General features: G+C 39.0%; 20 protein-coding genes and 1 pseudogene. 9 read left to right on the top strand and 12 right to left on the bottom strand.

Annotated features, from left to right (window positions below):
* Positions 1-339 precede the first annotated feature (339 nt).
* Positions 340-876 carry a hypothetical protein gene (locus OO184_RS09670; RefSeq protein WP_265378994.1) on the top strand — a complete coding sequence of 179 codons (537 nt, stop codon included), beginning with the start codon at positions 340-342 and terminating at the stop codon, positions 874-876.
* Between the two features lie 123 nt (positions 877-999).
* Here the strand turns inward: OO184_RS09670 and OO184_RS09665 are convergent, their stop codons facing one another.
* Positions 1,000-2,232, bottom strand: a complete 1,233-nt coding sequence (locus tag OO184_RS09665; protein WP_265379049.1) for an MFS transporter — start codon at positions 2,230-2,232, stop codon at positions 1,000-1,002.
* Between the two features lie 156 nt (positions 2,233-2,388).
* Here OO184_RS09665 and OO184_RS09660 point away from each other — a divergent pair, with 156 nt between their 5' ends.
* From OO184_RS09660 to OO184_RS09645, 4 genes are all read left to right on the top strand, one after another.
* Entirely contained in the window at positions 2,389-3,303 is a 915-nt protein-coding gene (locus OO184_RS09660) for a LysR family transcriptional regulator (RefSeq protein ID WP_088372999.1), read from the top strand.
* A gap of 130 nt (positions 3,304-3,433) precedes the next feature.
* Positions 3,434-4,645: a sugar metabolism global transcriptional regulator Mlc gene (mlc, locus tag OO184_RS09655; RefSeq protein ID WP_265378993.1), complete on the top strand. Its 1,212-nt coding sequence runs from the start codon at positions 3,434-3,436 to the stop codon at positions 4,643-4,645.
* A 173-nt stretch (positions 4,646-4,818) separates the two neighbouring features.
* A complete protein-coding gene (gene bioD, locus OO184_RS09650) occupies positions 4,819-5,526 on the top strand; it encodes a dethiobiotin synthase (protein ID WP_265378992.1) in 708 nt (235 codons plus the stop codon).
* A 285-nt stretch (positions 5,527-5,811) separates the two neighbouring features.
* The gene (locus tag OO184_RS09645; protein ID WP_312023695.1) at positions 5,812-6,174 is read left to right on the top strand and encodes a colicin Z C-terminal domain-related protein; all 363 of its coding nucleotides are present in this window, start codon (positions 5,812-5,814) and stop codon (positions 6,172-6,174) included.
* 69 nt (positions 6,175-6,243) lie between these two features.
* Here the strand turns inward: OO184_RS09645 and OO184_RS09640 are convergent, their stop codons facing one another.
* Complete coding sequence (locus OO184_RS09640; RefSeq protein ID WP_265378991.1) at positions 6,244-6,636, bottom strand: hypothetical protein; 393 nt, start codon at positions 6,634-6,636, stop codon at positions 6,244-6,246.
* Between the two features lie 372 nt (positions 6,637-7,008).
* Here OO184_RS09640 and OO184_RS09635 point away from each other — a divergent pair.
* Positions 7,009-7,305: pseudogene (locus tag OO184_RS09635) on the top strand (transposase); the annotation flags it as partial.
* Between the two features lie 143 nt (positions 7,306-7,448).
* Here the strand turns inward: OO184_RS09635 and OO184_RS09630 are convergent.
* From OO184_RS09630 to stlA, 5 genes are all read right to left on the bottom strand, one after another.
* Positions 7,449-8,846, bottom strand: coding sequence for a metallophosphoesterase (locus OO184_RS09630; RefSeq protein ID WP_265378990.1), 1,398 nt, complete (start codon positions 8,844-8,846; stop codon positions 7,449-7,451).
* 357 nt (positions 8,847-9,203) lie between these two features.
* Positions 9,204-9,476, bottom strand: coding sequence for a DUF1161 domain-containing protein (locus OO184_RS09625; protein WP_265379048.1), 273 nt, complete (start codon positions 9,474-9,476; stop codon positions 9,204-9,206).
* Positions 9,477-9,498: 22 nt separating this feature from the next.
* The gene (locus OO184_RS09620) at positions 9,499-9,858 is read right to left on the bottom strand and encodes a DUF1283 family protein (protein ID WP_265378989.1); all 360 of its coding nucleotides are present in this window, start codon (positions 9,856-9,858) and stop codon (positions 9,499-9,501) included.
* A 243-nt stretch (positions 9,859-10,101) separates the two neighbouring features.
* Positions 10,102-10,851: a bifunctional NADP-dependent 3-hydroxy acid dehydrogenase/3-hydroxypropionate dehydrogenase YdfG gene (gene ydfG / locus OO184_RS09615; RefSeq protein WP_265378988.1), complete on the bottom strand. Its 750-nt coding sequence runs from the start codon at positions 10,849-10,851 to the stop codon at positions 10,102-10,104.
* A 234-nt stretch (positions 10,852-11,085) separates the two neighbouring features.
* A complete protein-coding gene (gene stlA / locus OO184_RS09610; RefSeq protein WP_265378987.1) occupies positions 11,086-12,684 on the bottom strand; it encodes a phenylalanine ammonia-lyase StlA in 1,599 nt (532 codons plus the stop codon).
* A gap of 402 nt (positions 12,685-13,086) precedes the next feature.
* Here stlA and OO184_RS09605 point away from each other — a divergent pair, with 402 nt between their 5' ends.
* Entirely contained in the window at positions 13,087-14,790 is a 1,704-nt protein-coding gene (locus OO184_RS09605) for a glycoside hydrolase family 18 protein (protein ID WP_265378986.1), read from the top strand.
* Between the two features lie 120 nt (positions 14,791-14,910).
* Here the strand turns inward: OO184_RS09605 and OO184_RS09600 are convergent, their stop codons facing one another.
* Positions 14,911-16,143 (bottom strand): stiblene epoxidase, encoded by a 1,233-nt coding sequence (locus OO184_RS09600; RefSeq protein ID WP_265378985.1) that lies wholly within the window; start codon positions 16,141-16,143, stop codon positions 14,911-14,913.
* A 413-nt stretch (positions 16,144-16,556) separates the two neighbouring features.
* Here OO184_RS09600 and OO184_RS09595 point away from each other — a divergent pair, with 413 nt between their 5' ends.
* On the top strand, positions 16,557-17,456 hold the full coding sequence (locus OO184_RS09595) for an Insecticial toxin (RefSeq protein ID WP_265378984.1): 900 nt from the start codon (positions 16,557-16,559) through the stop codon (positions 17,454-17,456).
* Between the two features lie 381 nt (positions 17,457-17,837).
* Positions 17,838-18,815 carry a class I SAM-dependent methyltransferase gene (locus tag OO184_RS09590; RefSeq protein WP_265378983.1) on the top strand — a complete coding sequence of 326 codons (978 nt, stop codon included), beginning with the start codon at positions 17,838-17,840 and terminating at the stop codon, positions 18,813-18,815.
* A 100-nt stretch (positions 18,816-18,915) separates the two neighbouring features.
* Here the strand turns inward: OO184_RS09590 and attM are convergent, their stop codons facing one another.
* From attM to OO184_RS09570, 4 genes are all read right to left on the bottom strand, one after another.
* Positions 18,916-19,707: an AttM family quorum-quenching N-acyl homoserine lactonase gene (gene attM, locus OO184_RS09585; RefSeq protein ID WP_176692914.1), complete on the bottom strand. Its 792-nt coding sequence runs from the start codon at positions 19,705-19,707 to the stop codon at positions 18,916-18,918.
* A 377-nt stretch (positions 19,708-20,084) separates the two neighbouring features.
* Entirely contained in the window at positions 20,085-20,720 is a 636-nt protein-coding gene (locus tag OO184_RS09580) for a hypothetical protein (protein WP_265378982.1), read from the bottom strand.
* 262 nt (positions 20,721-20,982) lie between these two features.
* A complete protein-coding gene (locus OO184_RS09575) occupies positions 20,983-21,954 on the bottom strand; it encodes a P1 family peptidase (protein WP_265378981.1) in 972 nt (323 codons plus the stop codon).
* 139 nt (positions 21,955-22,093) lie between these two features.
* Entirely contained in the window at positions 22,094-23,404 is a 1,311-nt protein-coding gene (locus OO184_RS09570; RefSeq protein WP_265378980.1) for an FAD-dependent oxidoreductase, read from the bottom strand.
* Position 23,405 lies beyond the last annotated feature (1 nt).

Below are 23,405 nucleotides of genomic sequence, written 5' to 3'. Positions count from 1 at the left end.
TAAAGTCAATCTGGATGCTACATGTAAACTGGATATTAATCCAGTGTATTCTCGTTACTCGATTAACTGTTTATTCCTACATGGGAATAATCTTGCTGTATATTATTTCAATGTTGATATCGGTGCTGATAATAATTTTTCGTCAGGTGAATGTTTTGCAACTGCCCTAAATAAATTTCACGGTTTTCTTATTGTTTTTTTTACAATGTGATGATGGTGAAGTAATTTTAACCGTGGAATATTAGCGGTAATCCGATTATGGCATTATACTGTAAAAAAGAGATAATAAACAAGGTTGGGGCTATTGAGCCAAGTAAATTAATTAAAAGATGAGGCACAATGATGACTAATATCTATGTAAACAAATATGCTCCAAATGGTATCGTGATGAAATTCCCATTGGCACTAGATAGAAAGATAGAGAAATGGAGTGCGGAGAATTTGAATTTTCGTATTTATACTCCAGGATTTATATGGTTGGGCGGCCGGAATATTTCAGAATTTCGCAATTTATTTTGTTATCCAAATATTTCAAATCTTTATCTTGCATTCACGTTTAAAGCTCAGTTTTTCACTCCACGAAATTTTACGGCAGAAATGTCCAGAGAGAAGCCAACTCAAGATTGGTTTTTCAATAACGGGGAATACGTTGAGAATGGTTTTGATAATTTTGGTATATATTCCGATGATACAGGCGCTGGAGAGTACAGCATAAATTTAATTGAACCCTGTTGTTATATTATAAAAGAGGGTGAATTAAGTTATAGTGGTAAAGATTCTATCTTTCCAAATCTCTCTTTTTTTGTCAAAAATAAAGTAAGTTCAAACTTTTTAGCAAATTTAATTTCTACAGATTATCAAGTCATTATTAATTAGTGAATGGCTTTATCCTATGGATTTCAAGATGCGTCGCGACGACAAGGGAGCGAATCCCCGGGAGCATAGCGAACTATGTGGCCGGGGTGAGTGAGTGCAGCCTGCCTTATTCTCTCTTTCTATTTATCTTGCCTCTGGCAGTTTGGCGAGTTTAAACCCTAAAAGTAGAGCCAAAAAGATAAGAATGGCAATAAATAAAACAACACCATGCCAACCTAATTGGAGCCAAAATATACCACCGAGAGTACCTGCCACACTTGAGCCTAAATAATAACAAAACAGATAAAGAGAAGAGGCTTGTGCTTTGGCCCGGCGAGCACGACGTCCAACCCAACTGCTGGCAACAGCATGTGCAGCAAAGAAACCGAAAGTGAGGACTATCATCCCAATGATAATCGTCACCACAGATGAGAATAAGGTAATAAGCGTACCGATTAGCATCATACTTATTGTCGCGATCAGCACTTTTCCAAGCCCGTATTGATGGGTTAATGTGCCTACTTTGGAGGCTCCGTATGTCCCTGCTAAATAAACAATAGACAACATACCGACAATTGACTGATTAAAATGATAGGGTGAATCCAGTAAACGATAACTTATGTAATTAAATAGAGTAATAAAGCCGCCCATGAGTAAAAAGGCTTCAAAAAACAGTAATGGCAATCCTTTATCACGAAAATGTAATCTTAGATTGATTAATAAAGATTTAGGTTTGAGAGAGCTTGGCCGAAAACGGTGCGATTCAGGTAACATACGCCAAAACATCATTGCCGCAATTAATGCCAATAAACCTAATACGATGACAGAAACCCGCCATGAGAAATAGTCAGTGATAACACCTGATATTAATCGTCCACTCATGCCGCCAATAGAATTACCACTAACATAAAGTCCCATTGATAAAGCAACAAAATTAGGGTGGATTTCTTCACTAAGATAAGTCATTGCAACGGCGGCTACGCCACTGAGAGACAAACCAACCAGAGCGCGTACAACTAGAATTCCATGCCAACTGGTTATAAATGCACTGAGTAAAGTGAAAAGGGCCGCCGTTGTTAGCGCGGTTACCATCACATTTTTACGACCAATGGCATCAGACAGAGGGCCGGTTATTAGTAAACCCAACGCCAACATGCCGGTTGAAAGGGATAAAGATAAGCTACTGGTCGCGGGAGAAACACCAAAATCTTCCGACAACATAGGTAGAATCGGTTGCACAAAATAGAGCAGGGCAAATGTCGCTAATCCGACGATAAAGAGTGACAACGTCACTCTAATGTACAGAGGATCGTTTTTCTGAATATAACTTTTTTTATTTTGAACAAGATGATTATCAAGAGTTGGGTTTTCACTGATACTACTATTACTACTAGGGCTGGCGCTCACATCATTTCCTTACTTAACTCATTAGTTAGTTTATATTTTTATGAAGATCAAGCATATGAATTGCAAAATATTTTGTCTAATATATTAATCATTAATAATGATATGTATTAGATCTTAAAGGTGATTATGGCTATCGAGTTACGGCATTTACGCTACTTTATTGCAGTGGCAGAGGAGTTACATTTTGGTCGTGCAGCGGAACGGCTTAATATTTCACAGCCTCCGTTAAGCCAACAAATTCAATCACTTGAAAATAATATCAATGCACAGTTATTAGAACGTAATAACCGGAATGTGAGTTTAACTCCGGCAGGTAACATGTTTCTAAAAGAAGCTTATCAGATCCTGGCTCAGGTTGATGCTGCGGCAACAAAGGCCGCAAGAATGCAAAAAGGAGAATTAGGTGAAATATCTATCGGTTTTACCTCTACGACCCCCTTTATGCATAAAGTCACTCTGAGTTTACGGCAATTTCGGGAACGTTACCCGGAAGTCGCTATTCATATGCATCAGATGAATACTAAACAGCAGATTGCGCCATTACTGACTGGACGGATCGATGTTGGCATTATGCGTAATACCCCATTACCCGATAACCTTGAGTATCGGCTATTATTTCGAGAACCTTTTATGCTGGCTGTTTATGATGGACATCCTTTGCTGGAATATGCTCCGCAGGGAATAAAGCTCGAAATGTTGGCGGGTTATCCGATGGTATTTTTTGAGCGCGATGTCGGGACTGCTTTATATGATGAAATTATCACATTACTTGCTCAAGCAGGTGTGACGCCGATGATTTCACAGGAAGCAGGCGAAGCAATGACCATTCTTGGGTTGGTTTCTGCGGGGTTAGGCGTCAGCGTTGTGACGGAATCTTTTACTCGAATGAAAGTGGATGGCGTCCAGTATATTCCATTGGCTGATAATCATTCTTGCTCTGAGGTTTGGTTGGTCAATCACAAAAACCGGCCAATATCGGCCGCAGCAGACAGACTGATAAACCTACTCATATCTAATATTCTAAATGGAAAAAATGAGTAGAAATTAGCTAAATTTCGTGCTGAATATCACATATTTACTGAAAGAATCATACGTTTTGCCTAAAACCTCGACATAATCAGCCAACAATTATTTTGAAACGTGAATTAATGAGCGCGTAAAAGGGTAAATAATGGATGGACAGCCGGGGCATGTTGATCAGATAAAACAGATTAATATTGGTACTGTTTATCGGTTAATTGATCAATATGGTCCAATTTCCCGGATTGAGCTATCCAAAAAAGCTCAACTTGCTCCAGCCAGTATTACTAAAATTGTCCGTGAATTGATTGATGCGCACTTAGTTATGGAAACGGAATTTCTGGATTTGGGATTCAGAGGGCGTCCGGCGACTGGATTGAAGCTTGATTCAGAAGGTTGGCATTTCCTGTGTGTCAGTATTAACTTGGGAAGTTTAATATTGGGACTGCGTGATTTAAGTAGTAAGTTAATTGTTGAAGATAGATTGCCATTACCGATCAACAAGAAAAAATCCTTTTTAGAGTGTATTATTGACGAGATTGATGCATTTTTCGGCCGTTATCAATCTCGTCTTGAGCGTTTGACGGCAATTAGCATAACGATAAATGCCATTGTTGATCCGATCAGGGGTTTAATCCACAGTTTCCCTTATTACCAGGTTCAGGAATTGCCAATAGGAGAATATCTACATCGTCGTACTGGATTACCGGTGTTTCTTCAACATGAAATAACCGCCTGGACGATAGCTGAATCATTATATGGGGCGGCAAAAAATTGTCAGAATATTATCCAAATGGTCATTGATGAACATGTTGGCGTTGGCGTGATTATTGCGGGGCAAACATTACATGCTGGCAACCGTGGTGTCATGGAAATAGGGCATATTCAGGCTGAACCTGATGGTAAACGCTGCTATTGTGGGAATGTTGGGTGTTTGGAAACGGTTGTCGGTATCAGCCATATTTTATCCAGAGTAAAACGGCAGTTGACAATGGTACCGGATTCTTTACTGAACAGCGAACCACTGACTATTGAATCATTCTGTCAGGCGGTTAATAATGGCGATACTTTAGCAATAGATATTATTCGTGATATCGGGGTGAAAATTGGTCATATTATCGCAATTATGGTTAATTTATTTAACCCAGAAAAAATTTTGATAGGTTCTCCCCTTAATGCTTCACAGCAAATTTTTTATCCGATGATTAATGAATGTATTCAACGACACGCTTTGCCTGCTTATAGCAAACAGATTGAGTTAGTTGCGACAAAATTTAATAATTCAGGCACATTATCTTCGGTAGCATCAGTTAAAAAAGCTTTATATGATGGTTCATTATTAATCAATTTAATGAAAGGATAATATGCTTGATAGCGGTTATCTGGTTGTAATATTAATTACATATCGTTTTTTGGCTAAATTGATGTAGCAATTAAACAAAACATTGAGCTAACGCAATCTCCCTTATAGTTGCATCCTCTAGACTTAAGCGCTCATTAATCGGATTCTATCTGTCATTATGGAAAACAAAATTTATGTTAACGCGCCTATTTGTTACGGGGACAGATACCAACATAGGTAAAACAGTTGTTACCCGTGCATTATTACAATTTTTTAATCGTGACGGAGCAACGGCAGTAGGGTATAAACCTATAGCCACAGAAGGGTATGAAACGGAAGAGGGTATGCGTAATCGAGATGGCATTATTCTACAAAAATCTTCTCCCGTTCCGCTTAAATATGAAGAAATTAACCCAGTTATCTGGAAAAGCAGGTATTGTGAAGGGAATCAGGTTGATTTCGAACAGATGAAACAAGGATTGAATAATCTTAGTAATAAAGCAGATCGCGTTATTATTGAAGGTAACGGTGGTTGGCGTGTATTACTGGATGATGAAACTTTTTATTTTGATTGGGTGATTAGGGAAAAAATCCCAGTCATTTTAGTTGTCGGTATTCAGCCTGGCTGTGTAAATCACTCAATTTTAACTGCGCAGGCAATAATAAATGATGGATTGCAATTAGTAGGGTGGATAGCTAACAGAATTAATCCTGGTTTATCGCACTATACCAAAGTGATGGATAGGTTACGCCGTCATATTAATGCGCCGCAATTAGGTGAAATTCCTTATATTTTACGTCCCGAAGAGAAAGATTTATCCTGCTACTTGAACGTCGCCACTATATTTAAACAAGTTGGGGGAAGTGAGAGTGAAGTTGGTATAGAGAGCCAATATACATAAATATACCCGTAATCATTGAAGATGCTTGATTTTATCCGAAATGGAGATCATTACCTTCCTCCATTTTGGATATATATCATTTAATAACTCATTAATCTACATAAAATATTACTATAATGAGTTATAATTTTATATTAATTAGAATTTAGTTAATTTTCTGTCTAATTATTTTGTGTTTTTTATAAACCATGATCTTGGTTTTTTTCTGATAAAAGCGATAATTTTTGAATTCACTTATATAAATCACACAAGGATGTGATATATACTGAAAAAATACATAAAAAAATGTGCATATATGCTGTGACAGTCTATCTTATAAATACCATTCGTAATTATGGTCTGATTGGGAAGGAGGCTGTTATGACGATAAGGCAAGGTTGGGCACCGCCATTAACATGGGGACCGTGGGTTGATCTTCGGATGCATTCAGGAATTTCAGTATATACCATAAGTTTTGATACCGACTCATCGGCCCCATCAGCTTTTGGTGTTGAAATTGAATATCCCGTATCGACTGGAGTGAAACGAATAAGTACAACGGGACCTGGATCACATCAAATTACGGATAATAATGGTGCTGGTACGGATCGTATTAGGTTTAAAAGTTACTCTATAGGTCAAGTCATTAGGATCATTTATAACGCTTAAAGTTGAGCCTATGGTTTGCTTTTTTTGATGGATAAATGAAACACAAGAGTAGCAACCATAGGCTTTTCATTAATTCAAGGATCTAAGAATTCCATCTGACAATGATTTCGATTCTATTGCTTGATGGAAGCCTTCTTCTGGATGAATCATAGAAACAAGTCTGGTTTTTATGACTGGCTTACCGTCAAAGTAAATAAACAACTCTTTCCCTAAGTTTCTTGCTAAAAAAAGTTTGAACCGGTCACTACAATTCAGTCCTTTTTTAACCTTAATAAAAATGTTATTGGCATTCACAGCTAAATCATCACCGACTTCTCCTACAGGAAGAGCTTGTTCTATACAAGATTTGGATAAATGAAATGTTTCATTACCTGCGATGTAATCAAGAGAAAGTGGTTGTTTCTGCGAAACACACCCTGTAAGACCAAGGATAATAGACAGCGTAAGGATGAATTTAGTCATTCAGTTTGCCCTCATTGTTGACATTAGTATTCTCAATTATAGCTACCAAAATAAGTTATTTTATGCAAGTTATTTTTTTCTTTGTCGGTTTTATTAATTAAGAGCGGGTAAATTTATTAAAGAGTTCGGTTTTCTAATCAAGTACATTGTTTCCTGTGATCTTTTATCAGCAATGTTATCAGGGGAACATCCTATGCTACTCCCTAATAATAAGATTATTTGCTTTTTTTATTTCTTCTTTTATTGCCGGCAGCAATACGAGCTTGTATCTCCTCTTGAGATAATGGTGTTTTAGCGGGTGATATTTGTGGCGTAATATCAAAAATATTCCTATCATCGAATTCAGGATGGTTAATAAATGGAAAATATTAAAAAATTCATCTTATTGTGGATGGTGCGGGTGACAACAAAGCTCGTCTTGTGGAGGAGTAGGCTTATGTTAGCAACATTGAGTGACATTACCTTCCTCCATATAGCCCAAATTTAAACCCGATAGAACGATTATGGAAGGTTATGAATGAGCCTGTTCGAAATAACCGTTATTTCGCTGATAAACATGAATTTCGAGACAAAGTATTCAAATTTTTCACCACAACGCTACCTGATATAGCGGACTCGCTGATGTCTAGAATTAACGACCATTTTCAGGTGCTAAAAACTGCATCTTGAAGTTTTTTGGGTATATACCTAAAAGGGTATATATAAATATCGTGATTGCGATTTGTGAACGATCAATAAGAAAACCTCACTTGTGAAAAAGTGAGGTTTATCATCAAGCTAAAATCTGAGTACGATATAAATTGGTTTGATCTCTATTTACCACAAACACTCGTCATTTTTTTAACAAACTTGGGTGTACCATCTATTCCATTATATGCAGATATTTGCATGCATTTTTTGTTAATATTAATGATAAAGAAATCACCTTTAAATAGTGCTCCGCTATCGTAGACTCTTGCATTTCCAAATACCGAGGCGTTGTATTCTTTAAGAAAATGTGAATGCCCAACGAAAACCGCCATAACGTTGTATTTTTTAATCAGTGACTTAAATTTTTCTTTTTCAGCATAACTGCTGTTATTAATAAAATGGTCATACCCATCATGGAAATTTAAAACTACGGCCTTTCCTCTGGTTTGGGCAGATTTAAGATCGCTTTCCAACCAATCAAGGGATTTTGTAATGTAAACGGTTGGGCTGATATAGTGATCCAGATTGACGCTATAGGTAGGATAATTTTGTAATTGAACGTAATGAATATCACCAAAATCCCATGAATAAGACAGACTTCCTTTCCATGCTTCATTGTCATAGTCATAGGAGAAATTATTTAATTCTTTACTATAAGCACTTATTCTCTCTGCCATATCAAATACTGCGGATCTGGCACAGGCATTACGACTGAAATCAAGGCCCTCAGGATAAGTACAATCATTAACATTATTGGCATAGTCATGATTTCCTAATCCCATAAATAGCGGGAATTTGATTTTTGATGTATATATCTCATCAAGGCTTCTTCTGGTGCTAGCACGTCCAAACTCGGTAAGATCGCCATTAACGATGCCAAAAGCAAGATGATTGCTTTCATAAATATTATTGATACTGCTTGCTACCTTTCTATTCAGTTCTTCCCACGGTTTTTTGTCAGCATTGGGATCGCCTATTTCAGGATCTAAACGCCACGGTTGAGGATCTGACATCACGGCAATTTTATAATTGCTATCTATATTTTTTTCAGTGAGATAAATGTCAATCTTGATGCCGTAAGAAGAGGAACTTTTAACGGTTTTCTCAAGTTTATAATTAGTCGATGCTTCGGAAAGATAGATATTGTGGTTCTGAGTTCCCCAATATGAAAGACTCCAGTGAACATTTAACTTACCTTCACCGTTGGGTAAACGATAAATAACTTCGCCCTCAGTGCCACTAAAAATCTTACCTTTTGAAGCGAATGAATCGCGACTATATGCGGATATTGATGACGATGGGTTTTCAATCCAACTTCCCCAAAGTAAGTCTGTTTTTTCAGCCGCTAATAAATGTGATGTATTATTATGCAAATAAATTTTTACATATTGCTCGTTGCTATTACTACTAAAATTATCGGTTTCTGTTTGATTTCCTGCGATAGCGTTACATCCTGATATAGTTAGTGCTGTGAAAAACACCATGATAGAGAGAATTTTCTTAGCGATAAGATCGCTCATAACGGTTTCCTATTTTAAAATTTCAATATGATTTCTTGAGTAAATAAGATATTTAACTCACCATAATTATTCGGCAAATATTTATATTTTAAAGCGTGATAATATTAGAGTTGATGATCTGAATTGTCAGTTTTAAAAAAACTAATGGTTTATATATGAAACTATATTGGAGGTGATATTGGAGGTATCGTTTAGGTGTAACTTGCTACGGAAAACACCACTAACGCGCTGTTCACAGAGAGATAATATGGAAAAGGGCCGAAGCGCATAGCCTCGACCTTTACTCATCAATGGTAAAATATTGGCGTAATATTTTCTCCAAACTGTAGTATTTTCCTTCAGAAAGATGATGTGGGTCTATTTGGAGGTTGGATGAGGTTGAGATTGGTTTCCTTGCCGGGTATACACAATCTTTTTGGCATTATTTTCACAATGCCCAACGATTTTACTTCCGGCTTGTTCAACATGGTCATTAGCAACAATTTCCAATTTAAAGCCAGATTCCGGCACACCATTATTGATAATTTTCTGCGTAATTTGCTCTTTCACGCTTTCGCACGAAGCTTGTGCAGCAAGTGCGAATGGGGATAGGGTAAAGAACAATGCACTGCATAAAAGCGCTTTTTTCATCTTCATTATCATCACCTCTATATTACGGCCTGATAGGCATACCTGTATTGCTGTCTAAACAACGTTCGGTATTGGGTTCCCAATAAGCATTGATATTGGTACTTTTCAGACATGCCTCACGAGCATCAATGGCTTTATCGAACTTGTCGAACTCTTTCTCGGCACGTTTATTAACCTTAGTGCGAAGATTTTTGGTTTCATCCCATTGTTCTTTGCTTTGACGAGCAGCTTCTTTATCGAGCACACTATCTCCGCTGCCATGCACTGTGACACAGGTACTTCCGCTAGTACAAGTTGCCGCCAATGCCGGCGTTTGCCATAACAATGGTATTGCCAGAGCGATAACTGGCATAGCTTTTATCAAAGAATTACGAATATTCATCTTTTATCCTCTTGAATGAGATGGAGCCAAATTTATACCCGTTATCTTTCAAGTTGCTTCTTTGTTGGCTGCACTCACTCCCCCCGGTTACATAGTTTTATCTATGCTCCCGGGGATTCGTTCCTTTGCCGTCGCGATGCATCTTGAAATCCATAGGGTATAGATGGAACAATAAGAAATTATCAGATAGATAAATTATAAGATAGCATCAAGATGTTCAACAAATTATCAAGAAGAATGCAATTATTCACTTCTGTGCACACTGAGTCCGGCAAATGATTGGCAAACTGGCATCATTTCTAATGTATTAATGTTGACATGAGCAGGTAAATTGGCCACCCAAAAAACAGCTTCAGTGACATCTTCAGCGGTTAATGCTTGGGTGCCATCGTAGGTTTTATTCACTTTGTCGTTGTCACCTTTAAAACGGACTAAAGAAAATTCAGTTCCACTAACTAAACCGGGTTCTATATCAGTAACGCGGATATTTTTTCCCTGCAAATCTGCTCGTAAGCTTAAACTAAATTGTTTGACGAAGGCTTTAGTTGCGCCATAAACATTCCCACCCAAATATGGCCAACTTGCAGCGGTAGAACCGATATTAATAATATGCCCATGATTTCTTGCTACCATTCCAGGCAGCAGAGCACGGGTCATATTGACAAGTCCTTTGACATTGGTATCAATCATTATTTCCCAGTCATCCAGGTTAGCCAGATGAGCAGGTTCTAATCCAAGCGCCAAACCTGCATTATTGACTAAAATATCGATATGGCGGAGTGATTCTGGTAATTGTTCTATAACCTGGTTGATAGCTGCCCGATCAGTGACATCAAGTTGAACAAAGTAAAAGTTATCACCTAGTTCAGCTTTTAATTTTTCTAACCGTTCTTTACGTCGTCCAGTTGCAATAACTTTAGAACCGTTTTGAATGAATCTTCTGGCAATGGATTCACCAAAACCTGAAGTTGCTCCTGTCACAAAAACGACCATACAAAACCCCTTGTTTACTCGTACTGTTTCTACCATCAGTATACCCGTTATCTTTCAAGTTGCCTCTTTGTTGGCTGCACTCACTCACCCCGGTCACATAGTTTGCTATGCTCCCGGGGATTCGCTCCTTTGCCGTCGCGATGCATCTTGAAATCTATTGGGTATAAATGGGGTTCTGTATTTTTAGTCAAGAGATGGCTGAAAAGCTTTCAGTGATTTTCTTCGATTTTCTTTTTATTCTTCCAGGATGATTTCTGGCAGAGGAAGTTGATCATTAATGATTGCATCCGCAATGCGAATTATATCTTCATCTAATGCACGATCAGTAATCAAAGGAGGACTGATTTCTCGTACTGCATGGTAAAATTTAGCGGTTTCAGGCGCAATTTCGCTAATATTGCCGCGCAGATGAGTGGCCTGACAAACGACCAGAATTGTCATTGAAACAATATGGCGTAATTTCTGCTCCATTTCTAACACATCTTGAGCGGCATGCAGACCTAAACTGACAATATCTTGATTGTATTGTTCTGTGGCGAGGGTATGAATACCTGATGCAGCACAATCATGGCGAATTGCAGCAACTAAAGCGGTTTGAGAAAGTTGGACGCCTTTAAAACCTTGATACATGCCGGGTGTCGGACTCAGTGAATTAGGTAATCCACGTGAGAAACGGTTATCCATCATCAGTGCCACAATGGCATGAAGATGATTGGCGATTAAAGCAATATCCAGTTTTAATGCATCCATTGTCCGGGCAACATATTGCCCCATAAAATTCCCACCGTGTAGAACATCGCCATTTTCTGGATCTATCAATGGATTATCATTAGCTGAGATAACTTCCCGTTCCAATATTTTCCGTGCGGTAGCTAAAGATTCCGGCACTATACCTAATATCTGTGGCGCACAACGAATTGAATAAACTTCCTGTAAGGTATCATTTAGCTGGGTAACTTCTTGATGGCGACAAGCTTTATTAGCTTGTTCTTTAATTCCAGTTAATAAATTAACCTGAGTTGAGCCTGCTAATAAATTACGCAATGCACTTGCCACCGCTTTTTGCCCAGGATGATTTTTTACTTGCTGAATCCGGGCATCATAATGTTCATGAGATGCAAGTAATGCTTCAACAGCAAGGGCAATAGCAGAGATTGAGGCTTTAAATAGTTTCTCTAGTTTAATGACGGTAATTGCACTGATACCTGACATTACCCGTGTGCCGTTAATCAGAGCTAGACCTTCTTTTGCTTGTAACGATAGCGGCGTCAATCCTGCACGTTTAATTGCTTCAGCAGCATCAATTTCTGCCCCCATGTAATAAACTTTTCCGATACCACATAATGCGCGTGCGATATAAGATAAAGGAATTAAATCACCGCTTGCCCCCACCGAGCCATAGCGAGGAACCAGAGGAACAATATCATGATTAATATGATCAACAATTGCCTGAGCGACAATTGGTCTGGTTGCAGACCAACCTTTGCAAACAGAAAGTAACATAGTAAATTGTGACGCTTTAATACAAGGTTTGGACATATAGTCCCCAGTACCAGCAGAAAGAAAAGTTAACAGATTTTGCTGATGCTCTGAAATCTTTTCAAATGGTACAACTAAATTGGCATTCCCCCCAAATCCGGTATTGATTCCATATATAACCTCTCCTGAATTTAATTTTTCCTCCAATTTTTCACGACCATACGTCAAAAGTTCAGTGATCTCCGTTGATATCTCTACTTTTTTTTGTTTTATCGCAATGTCGTAGATATCTTCCAAAGAGATAAGGCCATTTTTATTAATAATAATGGTTGACTGAACATCTTTAGCTTTCATTTTAATCTCCATATATAAGTATGGTAATAATATTTCAAAGAAACGAACACTCCTAAGGATACAAATTAGTATAGATATAAAATATAAGGAATAGTCAATTGAAAATAAAATTAAAATAAATGGTTCGTAAAAATTAATTTACAAATTTAATTTAGGTGGATAATTGTAATAATGACGGTTAATATATTTACAATTTGCAATTATTTGTTTTTACTATCTGATAATAAATGGTCGGTAATGTAAGTTTCGTTGACATAAATTTGAGTTGACCATTAACAATCAAACAAATAGCAATTATTTGTTTTCCTAAGAATACAAGCTAGAATGTAATTATGTTACCACGCAAGTAAAGCAATTGGAGTGTTCATCGAAAAATAAATTGATATCTAGTCGAGGTGATTTATGTCAAAAATAATCCAGACAGATTCTCTCAGTGAACAATCTTATAAGATAGATAATTTCAATCCATCAACTGAAACAATAAATTTCAGTTACACATCGGGAAGAACTTTATTACCCGTCTATAATAAATATGACACACGAAATAAACCTAAAGTTTTTGGCTATTATACAGATTGGTCGCAATATGACGGTAGATTACAAGGAAATCAAGATCCTATTCGTCGAGGTAGAGGAATAGATTTACAGCACCTTTTAGATAATCCTTTTGCTTATGATAAATTAGTTATTGGTTTCTGTGGAATATTAGGTGATGAGGGTGAAAAAAAGCAGCAAATTAAAGAGCAAGCGCCATTTTTTGCCCGCACTAATAATGGAGAAGTGACATTCACAGATGCTTGGGGAGATTGCCAATCTTATCAGAATTGTACTTATTCTGGTTGGCAAGATATCCAAATGCCAAGGGATTTTGATCAATCTAAAAGTATGGGCGTATTAGGTGGATTGGCTAAAGTTCAGCAAGCTGCAAAAGCTCAAGGCCATGACCTTATTATGTCGTTTAGTGTTGGTGGTTGGACCATGAGTAATGGCTTTTATAATATGGTCAGAGACGAAACACTAAAATCCTATTTCTGTTCGAGTTTGGTTGATATATTTCAGCGTTTCCCTATGTTTACCGAAATTGATATTGATTGGGAGTATCCCGGCGTTGCTGGAAATGAAGGTAACATGTATGCGCCAGACGATGGTGATTATTACGTTAGTTTAATTAGAGATTTAACTGCTGCGTTTAAAGAAGCAGGGCGTTCAGATATAAAAATCAGTATCGCTTGTTCGGCGGTACCAGAGAAAATGGAAAAATCAAAAATACCTGAATTATTGCAAGTTGGGCTATATGGTATTAACGTTATGACCTATGATTTCTTTGGTACTCCGTGGGCTGAAAGGTTGTTACATCACACGAATCTCCGTAATTATCCTGGCGGTGATAATAGTGTAGAGAAAGCGGTTGAATATTTATTGAGTCTTGGTGTGCCTGCATCTGCAATCAATATTGGTTACACCGGCTATTCACGCAATGGCAGAAATACGGTTATTGATAGTTATTCTCCATTATCTGGCAGTTATGATCCCGGTTATGTCCCGAAAAAAGATCCGAAGATTACAACAACCGGCTCATTTGAATCAGGGACAACAGAATGGTATGACGCGATATATAATTATCTGGATTTAGAAGAAAAGAGGGGGAGAAATAATTTTGACTTGTATACCGATGAAATAGCAGATGCTGATTATCTCTATAATAAGGATAGCAAGTTGTTTATTTCTTTTGATACTCCTCGTTCTGTTAAAGCTAAAGCGCAATATGCATTAGAAAAGAATCTGGGGGGAATATTTACTTGGACCGCAGATCAAGACCGAGGTTTATTAGTCAATGCGGCCAGAGAAGGTCTTGGTTGTGAGTTAATCACGCAAAAAATAGAGATGGCGCCATTTTATTTCAAGGGTATTAATGTTGAACCGGTTGATCCCGTTAAGCCAGAGAAAGGGGGTGATTACCCCGTCTGGGATGCAAATAAGGTGTATCAGGCCGGTGATAGAGTGAATTGGAATAATCAAAACTGGGAAGCTAAATGGTGGAATAGAGGCACTGTACCGGATGGTGGCGGAACATCTGATACTTATCCTTGGGTAAAGATTGCATAATTAATTAAACCAAGCCACCAGTATAATATGTACTGGTGGCAGCTCCTTTTTATCTTTACTGCTGTAACAATATATCTAGAATAATGGAATGAGTTCAGGTATGACAATTCGTTCAGAATATTAACGCCGGAGTTGATAACCTTGAGATATATTTTTTCTTTTTATGTTCAAATGCCGTTGTTTTAATGATGGTATTGAGAAATGTTCTACAGCATTCTGAGCGCTGCGCAGTGAAATTCCAACGATCTCATTAGCATATGCGCGCATTTGTTGTTCGTAATCTGAAATTGCCTTGACTAACTCTTCGTGGCCCGATGCTACGCTAGCAAGCTTCTGTGTGAGTAAAAGAGCGTCTCGCAGCGCTGTGTTCGCTCCTGAGCCTGTCATTGGCGTCATGTTATGAATAGCATCCCCAAGTAATGTGACAGCACTCGATTTCCAGGGTGGAAGATGGGGCATGCTACGTAAATGTAGCGGAGATATGTTTTCCATGTCGCTTTGTTTAATCAGTGTATGTAGGTTTGGGTCCCATGAAGTCATACGGGCTCGGACCAGATTACAGAGGGCTTCTGCGGAAAAATCGGTGATATTGTCAGGAAGACTATCTGTTGCTGCTACATAAACCCATACTATAAAGTTATCGATTTCTGCTAAAGCGGCTTCTACATGGATATCAACCGGGGCGCGCCACATAGAAATAAACAACCAGTCAGGACTTTTAGGTACGATACTGTTAGGCGTGCCATCCAGGAAATTTTGGGGTAGCAAGGCTGTGAGAACCGGGGTAAGACGCGAACGGCCAATGATTATACTAACACCGACATTAAATCTTTCGATAAAAGGAAGGTACTGTTTACGGACTTTTGAGTTGCTACCGTCTGCACCGACAAGGATATCGACATTTTCGTGACTGCCATCGGCAAAGAAAATGTTAATACCACCGTTTTCAATATGTTCATAATGAACGAATGTTTTATTCCATTGAATTATGTTTGAAAGCCCCTTGTTTAGTATTTCTTTCAGCTCAGTTCTGCTGATTGACAAACGTTGCTCGGAAATTATCTGCCCGTTCATAAGACCGCCCTGAACGGCGAGAAGACGCATACGTTCATTATAAAATCGTGATTGTCCGCCAATATATCTTGATGCCTCCTTAAAGGTTAGCCAGTTTGCATCCGGGAGGCATTCTTGCAGTGCTTGCTTACCGAATGTATTAATATGAATTCCATAACCGGGAAGTTCGGATGACAAAGCAGGGTTCCGTTCATAGATCGTCACTTTAATTCCATTTTTACGTAATCCATGTGCTAAACATGCGCCACCAATTCCGGCCCCAATAATACCGACATGCATAATATCCCCTTTGTGATATAGGTACGAGAGATTCTGGCTAGATTATAGTGACTATATCTATTTGATATTATCTAATCACAGCCATGATTTATGTTTTAGTATTTAAAATAAAAATATACCACATATAGAAAGATGGCAAGGCGGTTTGGTTTTTTTAATAAAATCTTATAAAACAAGTTATCCTGCTGTTTGTTAAATAATATTTAATTAAATTACAGAAGTGAGCTTGTAGTTTTGTGTTTACAGTTTCTGATTTGTCATAAAATTAATATTTATTTTTGATGTGTGAGTTAGTTTGATTTAGAGTTTTTTTACATATAAATATATTATGTGGCATGGTGGATATTTAAATAAATTAATATTCACCTTGTTTTAATTATTCTGATTTTCAACTATTCAAAGGAGTTATAAATATGTTAAGCGACTCTGATATTCGCCAGCAAGTTAAGAGAGAATTTATTTGGGAAGGACATATGGCAGCGATTGAAAAAGCATCCATAAAGGGTAATTTTGCTGTTAGTTTTCGTGCGGCAGGTGGACCTACTCTGAAAGCGCTGAGTAAAGGTGCCGCAGCAAAAGGGCATGATATTCTTGAAAAAACAATTAAACCGGGTTCAATTAGAAAAGCTTATTCTGGAGATGAAGCTTCAGATGTCATAGATAAAGTGCGTAGGGCGTCTATTGAAGGTTATGTCGGTCACTGGGATAGAGAAAGTGGTCATCTTCGAGGTATATATATGAGTACTGGTCACGGATTATTAGATGGAGCGGTTAATGGAAGAATTTATTCAATAGATTTAAATAATCTCGAAACAAGCCTGTCTCCATTAAAAAGACAAAAAAACTGGGCCGCGCTGCCTTTTACGGGTGACTATGATATGCATGATATGATTAGTTTTACAACGCAGCCGCATTCAGTTCCATCTGCTTCGGCAGAAGAGAGGAAAATAATCGAGCTCATTAACCGATTTATTGACAAAGCTGATTCAAACCGGCCATTCGGAGATATAGAACATAATGTTATCAGGCATGGGCCTCAGGTCAGTTATCCTGCTTTCGCTATGGACAAAGAAAGGAAAGAAGTAAAGGCGCGTGGCGGGATTGTTAAAGCTGTTGCTGAACCTGGAGAATTTCCCGTTGCTATTATTAGTAAGGGAAAATGGACCATAGCAAATGATATTTATGAATTGAAGAATTTTTATGACAGAGTTGGCGCAAAAATGAAAGTAAGTTGGATACCCGATGCCGGAAATCCAGGGTTTGTTCCTAATCCGGAAAAGCCGGGTATGGCAAGATTTAGTCGGAAAAAATGAAATGGGCTATACACTATTTTATGAAGGATGATTATTCTGACAACTGAATGTCATTTTGGCAGATATATTATTGTGATTAATATTCTGGTTGATATGAAATTATTTTCATTCTATATCCTATGGATTTCAAGATGCATTGAGGCGGCAAGGGAGCGAATCCCCGTTCACATAGAGAACTATGTGAACGGGGTGAGTGAGCGCAGCCAACAAAGAGGCAATTTGAAAGATAACGGGTATAATTGAATTTAAGATATTTTTCCCATGATAATATACTTTAATTACTCGTCGCCATGAATTTGATGTGGGTAACCACTATACTAACTATTATTGGTCATCATGAGCTAGTACCACTGATTTATCATTTTGTTCGGAGAAATAGATATGAGTAATCAGGATGTCAAAGCGATGTATAACCGATACCCATATCCTAGTTCTGCCATTGGGGATAATCTTATTTATGATATGGCAACGGTTGTAGGGCTTATATTTAAGCCGGGTTATTTAACGGGAAAATATGTGCTCGATTTGGGGTGTGGAACGGGGCATCGTTTGGTAGGGCTGGCAAGTATGTATCCCGATACCCAATTTGTGGGCATTGATATGACGGATAAAGCGTTAGAGGTAGCAGATAAGCTGATATCTTATCATCGATTGGATAACGTCACGTTAGAAAATAATACGATTGAGCAGCTAACACGAAATAATCAGTTCGATGTTGTTGTTTCTACCGGTGTTATTCATCATATGGAGTGCCCACAAGAGGGTTTTTTCGTCGCTTCACGCTCATTAAATGAAGATGGTATAGCGCTTATTTGGCTATACAATGTTATAGGAGAATATGAACGATTGAAGCAGCGAGAGCTTTTGCAGATTTTTGCAAAACAAATTCATGTAGAAGAGTATTTTCTACATACCGATTTAATGAATAAATTATGCAAAAACTTAAGTCGGAATCAGTATGGCGATAGTACAGCTAATCATTTAGACGATAGTGTTGATCAGATTGCTGTTAATGTAGACGCATTTTTGAATCCGATCGTCAATGCATACCGATATGATGAAATATGCGATTTTTATTATAAATCTGGTTTTAAACGTGTGAGATGTTGTGGGTTAAATCGTGAAAACGGTAATAAGTTTTTTGCTGGATGTTGCGAACAATTCGATGATGAATATTTTCTTCAATATCGCGATTTACCTTTAGATGAGCAATTAAGTGAACTCTTTAATACTCTTGATTATAACCAAAAAGTTCGTGTTATCGAGCTGTTGTGGAAACCAACCGGTATATCTTCAATTGGGTTTAAATCTGAAAATGCCCTCTCTTTTGTCAATGATTGGCTGAGAGTGGAAGAGTGAGGAAAAACGGTTAGTCAGTTAAACTTTAATGAAATAAGCGCTAAGCCAGAAACATCGGGTCGATTCCAGTTTCTGGCTATTTTGCATTGATAAATTCGAGTTAATCGTAATATTCCGGCGCCTTACGGAATGTCGGCCAAGCATCCGGATCGTGCCCTGTTACCACAATTGCATTCGTGCGTTTAGCTAGATGCCGTAGTTTTTGCACCGAACGGACGGTTTCAATGGTAGAGGTGAGAAACCCCGGTAGTGCTCGTTCTTCCCAGTGATCGAGGGTATAAGCGGCGTCAATCGTTAACAGCAGGCTGCCGCTGTTCGGCAGGGTCACCAGTAGTGATTGGTGTCCGGGTGAATGCCCCGGAGTAAATACCGTTTTTAATGTGCCATCTCTGTAAACATCGAACATGTCATTGCGTTCCCCATCGAGAAATTCCCATTTTAGACCGGGACGATCAAAATCCTTGCGGATATAGCCGCCGGTAGTAAACCAGTCAGGTGTGTAGGCGTATTCATATTCACGTCGCTGTACGATGTGTGTCGCGTTAGGGAAGCGTCCTATTGCGCCAGTGTGATCGAGGTGAAGATGGGATTGCACCACATAGCGGATATCTGCGGGATCGATACCCAACTTTTTAACTTGAGCGACACAACCTTCATCTTCACGCATCACCGGCCAGTAGGCTTTGGTGATAGTTCCCCAGTAGCCTTTGGGGTCAGTTGCAGTTTCAACGGCATTGCCGCCGTCAATTAGTGTATGACCGTCGGGATGAGTGAGTAAGAAAAATGGAATCGGAATTTCATAATCGGCGCCGTTGCCTTGATTCATCTTGATGTGGTGAACCTTACATTTGATGGTTCCGGTTTGCAGCATATACAGGCGAATGTCTGACATAGTGTTAACCTTTTGATTAGATTATTTATATCCGTTATCTTTTTAAAATCCATAGGGTATTGTAGGTAAGGCTAGATCGTGGATGCTAACATATGCCCCAAGTTGATTTTATCGACATCAAGTTGTATATGAAGAGGTCTGCGGGGCTGATCTTTAGGGGATTAGAAAAATTACCTTATTTAGGTTAAGAGTGATTCAGAATAATCCATCAGACTGTCATCACCCTTTTGACGCATTGGTGAAAAGGGTGATAAGACGCTATAGATTATGAATTTCATCGTGCTTCAATGTTATTTTCAAGACGCCCTCCATATAATAATTTGTCAAGATTAATCAATTGGTTGGTGCGCACTTAGGGAGGATTGATACAACGTGTCTTAAGCCTGTTTTAAGCTGGAATAATCGAACGTTCTAATTTCCTCGTTAAAACCGGCCACTTGTTCAGAAATAAGCTTTGTAATTGAAGAAGGCCCTTTTCCCATTGCTTTTTTCATTAATATCCTATAGGGGTGAAGACTTGCTCTATCGGCAGAAGAAGGATTTTTACATCTATAAATCACTTGCTTCCCTCGTTTTTCACGTTCATACCCAAAGTTGAGAAGACCTAATATCTCTCTCGCTGTAACGATGTGATAGCCTTGTTCATGATTCCATAAATTGGACGGGGCTTCGGCCGACATGAGATGAAAATCTGCATGTCTATGAATACCGCCAAGTACCCAACAATCATTTATCACATCGGTCCATTTATCTATCATTAACATATTCCCCTGGGCGTTTGGGTTCCATGAATTCTCACTTTTCTCTAGGCCAAGTCCGAGAGGTTTAAATAACTTTTCCTGCCAGAGGTCGCCACCTCGACCAATTAGCATCGGCCCGCTTGCTGAAAGGGCTTTACGATAAACTAGCCAGCAATACTCGGTTAGATCATTAAGATAATTCTTGCGTCGGCGGTTGTTAGGGAACTGATTGGAAAGATTTTCATGAACAATATCCTTATCTTGTTCCCACAAGAATGGATTGACCTTTTTTTTGTGGCCTAGTGATTCTAGATCTCGCCTTAATGTCGGCATTTCATATCTTATACCCCAATCATTTATAATAAAAAAAAGTTATATCAAACAGCACTAATTTTTATAGCAGCAGTTTATGAATTAGTCCAATTTGGTGATAATAACTTTAATTTACTGATTGAGGCATAACTCGCTTCCATTGGCATTTGGCACGTCACTGAACCTTCCAATGTAACTATAACCTCGTGTTACCTCGTGTTTTTTAATCCGTTAAATCGGCATAACCTCTAATACCAAATTTTGATTTGGCTGATTTTACAGCATCTAAAACCGCAGCAGCCATGACTTCAGCCGCGAGAATACCAACAGTATTCACCGATGAATCTACACCACCTGTTGCCGCTGCAAAAATAATATCCCCGTCACTCATGGTATGAACGGGGTATATCGTCCTCGCCAGACCATCATGAGCCATCTGGGCAACTTTTTTCATCTGGCTTTTATTCATATTTGCGTTACAACAAATTATGCCAATGGTGGTATTTGCTCCCTGAATGAAATTATTATCTTTGTTATTTTTTATAATGTACGGAGTGAGATCGATAAGATGACCATTTTCATCACATGCGCCTGCAATGGTTTTGCCATTTTTAGGATCTCTGATTTCACCAACCGCATTTACAACAACCATTGCGCCAATTGTCAGCCCCCCAGGCAATTTAACTGATGCTGTTCCAAGGCCACCTTTCATGGCTTTGTTAAAACCAGCCATCTTACCGATAGTAGCCCCGGCGCCTGCGCCAATATTTCCCGATGGAAAAGGGGTTTCGGAAGCGTTTTGTGCGGCAATATAGCCCATTCTGGCGTCAGGACGCACAGTAGGATCGCCAAAATTTAGATCAAAAATTATTGCAGCAGGGACGATAGGCACGACAGTAACACCGACATCAAAACCTTGTTTTCTTTCTTCAAGATAGCGCATTACGCCAGAGGCGGAATCTAACCCAAAAGCACTACCTCCACTCAGAACCACTGCGTTCACTTTCTGAACAGTATTAATGGGATCTAAAAGTTCGGTTTCCCTTGTCCCTGGGGCAGAGCCTCTGACATCAACGCCACAAACAGCCCCGTTGTTGAAAATAATTACGCTACAACCGGTTTGTTGCAACTCATCTTCAGCATGCCCAACCTTAACACCCGGTACATCCAAAATGGTTCCATTTGTCTTATACATAAATGTTCACACCTTAATCTTTAAAGTCATTCATTACTGGTTTTAATGATTTTTGGAGTGAATCATAGCAAAGGCGATCAAACAAGCTGTGATTTTTATTGGGAATTATGTTTGATAAACGAAGGGAGATAGTTATCTATCAGTCAGAAAAGTTAATTTTTTCTGTGTCTCCTGCGGCCAGCGTTTCAAGACTGGTAGGTGATAGGGGAATACGAGGGGATGGTATCGACCAATGTTTGATATCGTGGAGAATGGCAGAACAGATTTTTCCCTGGCAAGCACCCATGCCACACCGTGTCGCCATTTTTGCGCTGTTCCAATCCTGAAATGGTTCAAGTTCGTTTAAACTCACGTCTTCACAACGGCAGATCAAGGTATCAAGGGGAAGTGACTGTGTGATCTCTTTATTTAATTTAAACGCTTTCGCTACTGCGGTTGCAAAATGTTGCCATTTTGTCCGTTTATGTTGCCACTTTTCAGCTAGTGCGTATTTACCACTCGCCGTAAACCCGGCAATAAATCCTTCACAAAGCGCAAGCTCGCTGCCGCCAATACCTGTGCATTCTCCCGCTGCATATACACCGGGTATAGTTGTCTGTTGCCACGTATCTACCTGAACATTCCCTTGTTCGTCCAGCAAGCAACCAAGTAGTTGCGCCAGTTCCGTATTAGGTCTTAAACCAAAACCGCAAGCTAAGCGCGTACAGGATAGTTTCTGTTTCCGCCCTTTATTGCTGATGTACACGCCTGTCAATCTACCTTCTGCCGAGGTTTCTACTCCTAATACCATACTGTTTTTGTAATAATTTTTAAGTGGCGTGAGAGCGATGGCTTGATGCAACTTGTCTGGCCAATGGAATAGTCGCAAGCCAAATGAAAGTAAGCGGTGCAAAGGCGCTTGTTCAATAATGCCAACTACATTCCCTCCGGCTTTTTTTACCGTCTCGGCAACCGCGAGTAAAAGGGGGCCGCTACCCGCAATAACAACACGCTCGCCAGTCATGGGGAGACCACTTTTTATCAGCGCCTGTAATCCGCCTGCGCCGGTGACACCCGGTAATGTCCAGCCAGGAAAGGGCAGTAATTTTTCTTTGGCCCCGGTACAAAGGACAATGCGTTGGTAGTGAATCATTCGGTGCTTACCTACTGTTTCAGTAATTACACATTGGCTGTCTACTGCAATCACTTTACATCCCGGTAAATAGATCAATGCATCTTCGGATAATACCGATAAATAACGTTTCGCCATCGATGGCAATGTATGAAGTGGTCCTTGGCGCCAAATTTGTCCGCCTGCTCTGGGATTGTCATCAATCAGGATAACGGATTGTTGCCCTTGTATCGCAGCCTGTGCGGTAGCCAATCCTGCCGGTCCAGCGCCAACAACTAGCACATCACAGCGCAATACCGTAGAAGGAGATGATGTAGTAAAAGGTAATGGTGTTGCCATG

It is taken from the genome of Photorhabdus aballayi (genome assembly GCF_026153155.1).
In the GTDB taxonomy this organism is placed as follows: domain Bacteria; phylum Pseudomonadota; class Gammaproteobacteria; order Enterobacterales; family Enterobacteriaceae; genus Photorhabdus; species Photorhabdus luminescens.
Note: the sequence above shows the minus strand (reverse complement) of the source record. Positions and strands in the feature narration are given on the sequence as shown.

Bases quoted from the DNA above. Each gene is read 5' to 3' on its own strand.
- stlA (WP_265378987.1), bottom strand. From the start codon at position 12,684: ATGAAAGCTAAAGATGTTCAGTCAACCATTATTATTAATAAAAATGGC.
- OO184_RS09625 (WP_265379048.1), bottom strand. From the start codon at position 9,476: ATGAAAAAAGCGCTTTTATGCAGTGCATTGTTCTTTACCCTATCCCCA.
- OO184_RS09645 (WP_312023695.1), top strand. From the start codon at position 5,812: ATGTGCATATATGCTGTGACAGTCTATCTTATAAATACCATTCGTAAT.
- bioD (WP_265378992.1), top strand. From the start codon at position 4,819: ATGTTAACGCGCCTATTTGTTACGGGGACAGATACCAACATAGGTAAA.
- OO184_RS09575 (WP_265378981.1), bottom strand. From the start codon at position 21,954: ATGTATAAGACAAATGGAACCATTTTGGATGTACCGGGTGTTAAGGTT.
- OO184_RS09670 (WP_265378994.1), top strand. From the start codon at position 340: ATGATGACTAATATCTATGTAAACAAATATGCTCCAAATGGTATCGTG.
- OO184_RS09605 (WP_265378986.1), top strand. From the start codon at position 13,087: ATGTCAAAAATAATCCAGACAGATTCTCTCAGTGAACAATCTTATAAG.
- OO184_RS09620 (WP_265378989.1), bottom strand. From the start codon at position 9,858: ATGAATATTCGTAATTCTTTGATAAAAGCTATGCCAGTTATCGCTCTG.
- mlc (WP_265378993.1), top strand. From the start codon at position 3,434: ATGGATGGACAGCCGGGGCATGTTGATCAGATAAAACAGATTAATATT.
- OO184_RS09600 (WP_265378985.1), bottom strand. From the start codon at position 16,143: ATGCATGTCGGTATTATTGGGGCCGGAATTGGTGGCGCATGTTTAGCA.
- OO184_RS09590 (WP_265378983.1), top strand. From the start codon at position 17,838: ATGAGTAATCAGGATGTCAAAGCGATGTATAACCGATACCCATATCCT.
- attM (WP_176692914.1), bottom strand. From the start codon at position 19,707: ATGTCAGACATTCGCCTGTATATGCTGCAAACCGGAACCATCAAATGT.
- OO184_RS09660 (WP_088372999.1), top strand. From the start codon at position 2,389: ATGGCTATCGAGTTACGGCATTTACGCTACTTTATTGCAGTGGCAGAG.
- OO184_RS09630 (WP_265378990.1), bottom strand. From the start codon at position 8,846: ATGAGCGATCTTATCGCTAAGAAAATTCTCTCTATCATGGTGTTTTTC.
- OO184_RS09640 (WP_265378991.1), bottom strand. From the start codon at position 6,636: ATGACTAAATTCATCCTTACGCTGTCTATTATCCTTGGTCTTACAGGG.
- ydfG (WP_265378988.1), bottom strand. From the start codon at position 10,851: ATGGTCGTTTTTGTGACAGGAGCAACTTCAGGTTTTGGTGAATCCATT.
- OO184_RS09595 (WP_265378984.1), top strand. From the start codon at position 16,557: ATGTTAAGCGACTCTGATATTCGCCAGCAAGTTAAGAGAGAATTTATT.
- OO184_RS09570 (WP_265378980.1), bottom strand. From the start codon at position 23,404: ATGGCAACACCATTACCTTTTACTACATCATCTCCTTCTACGGTATTG.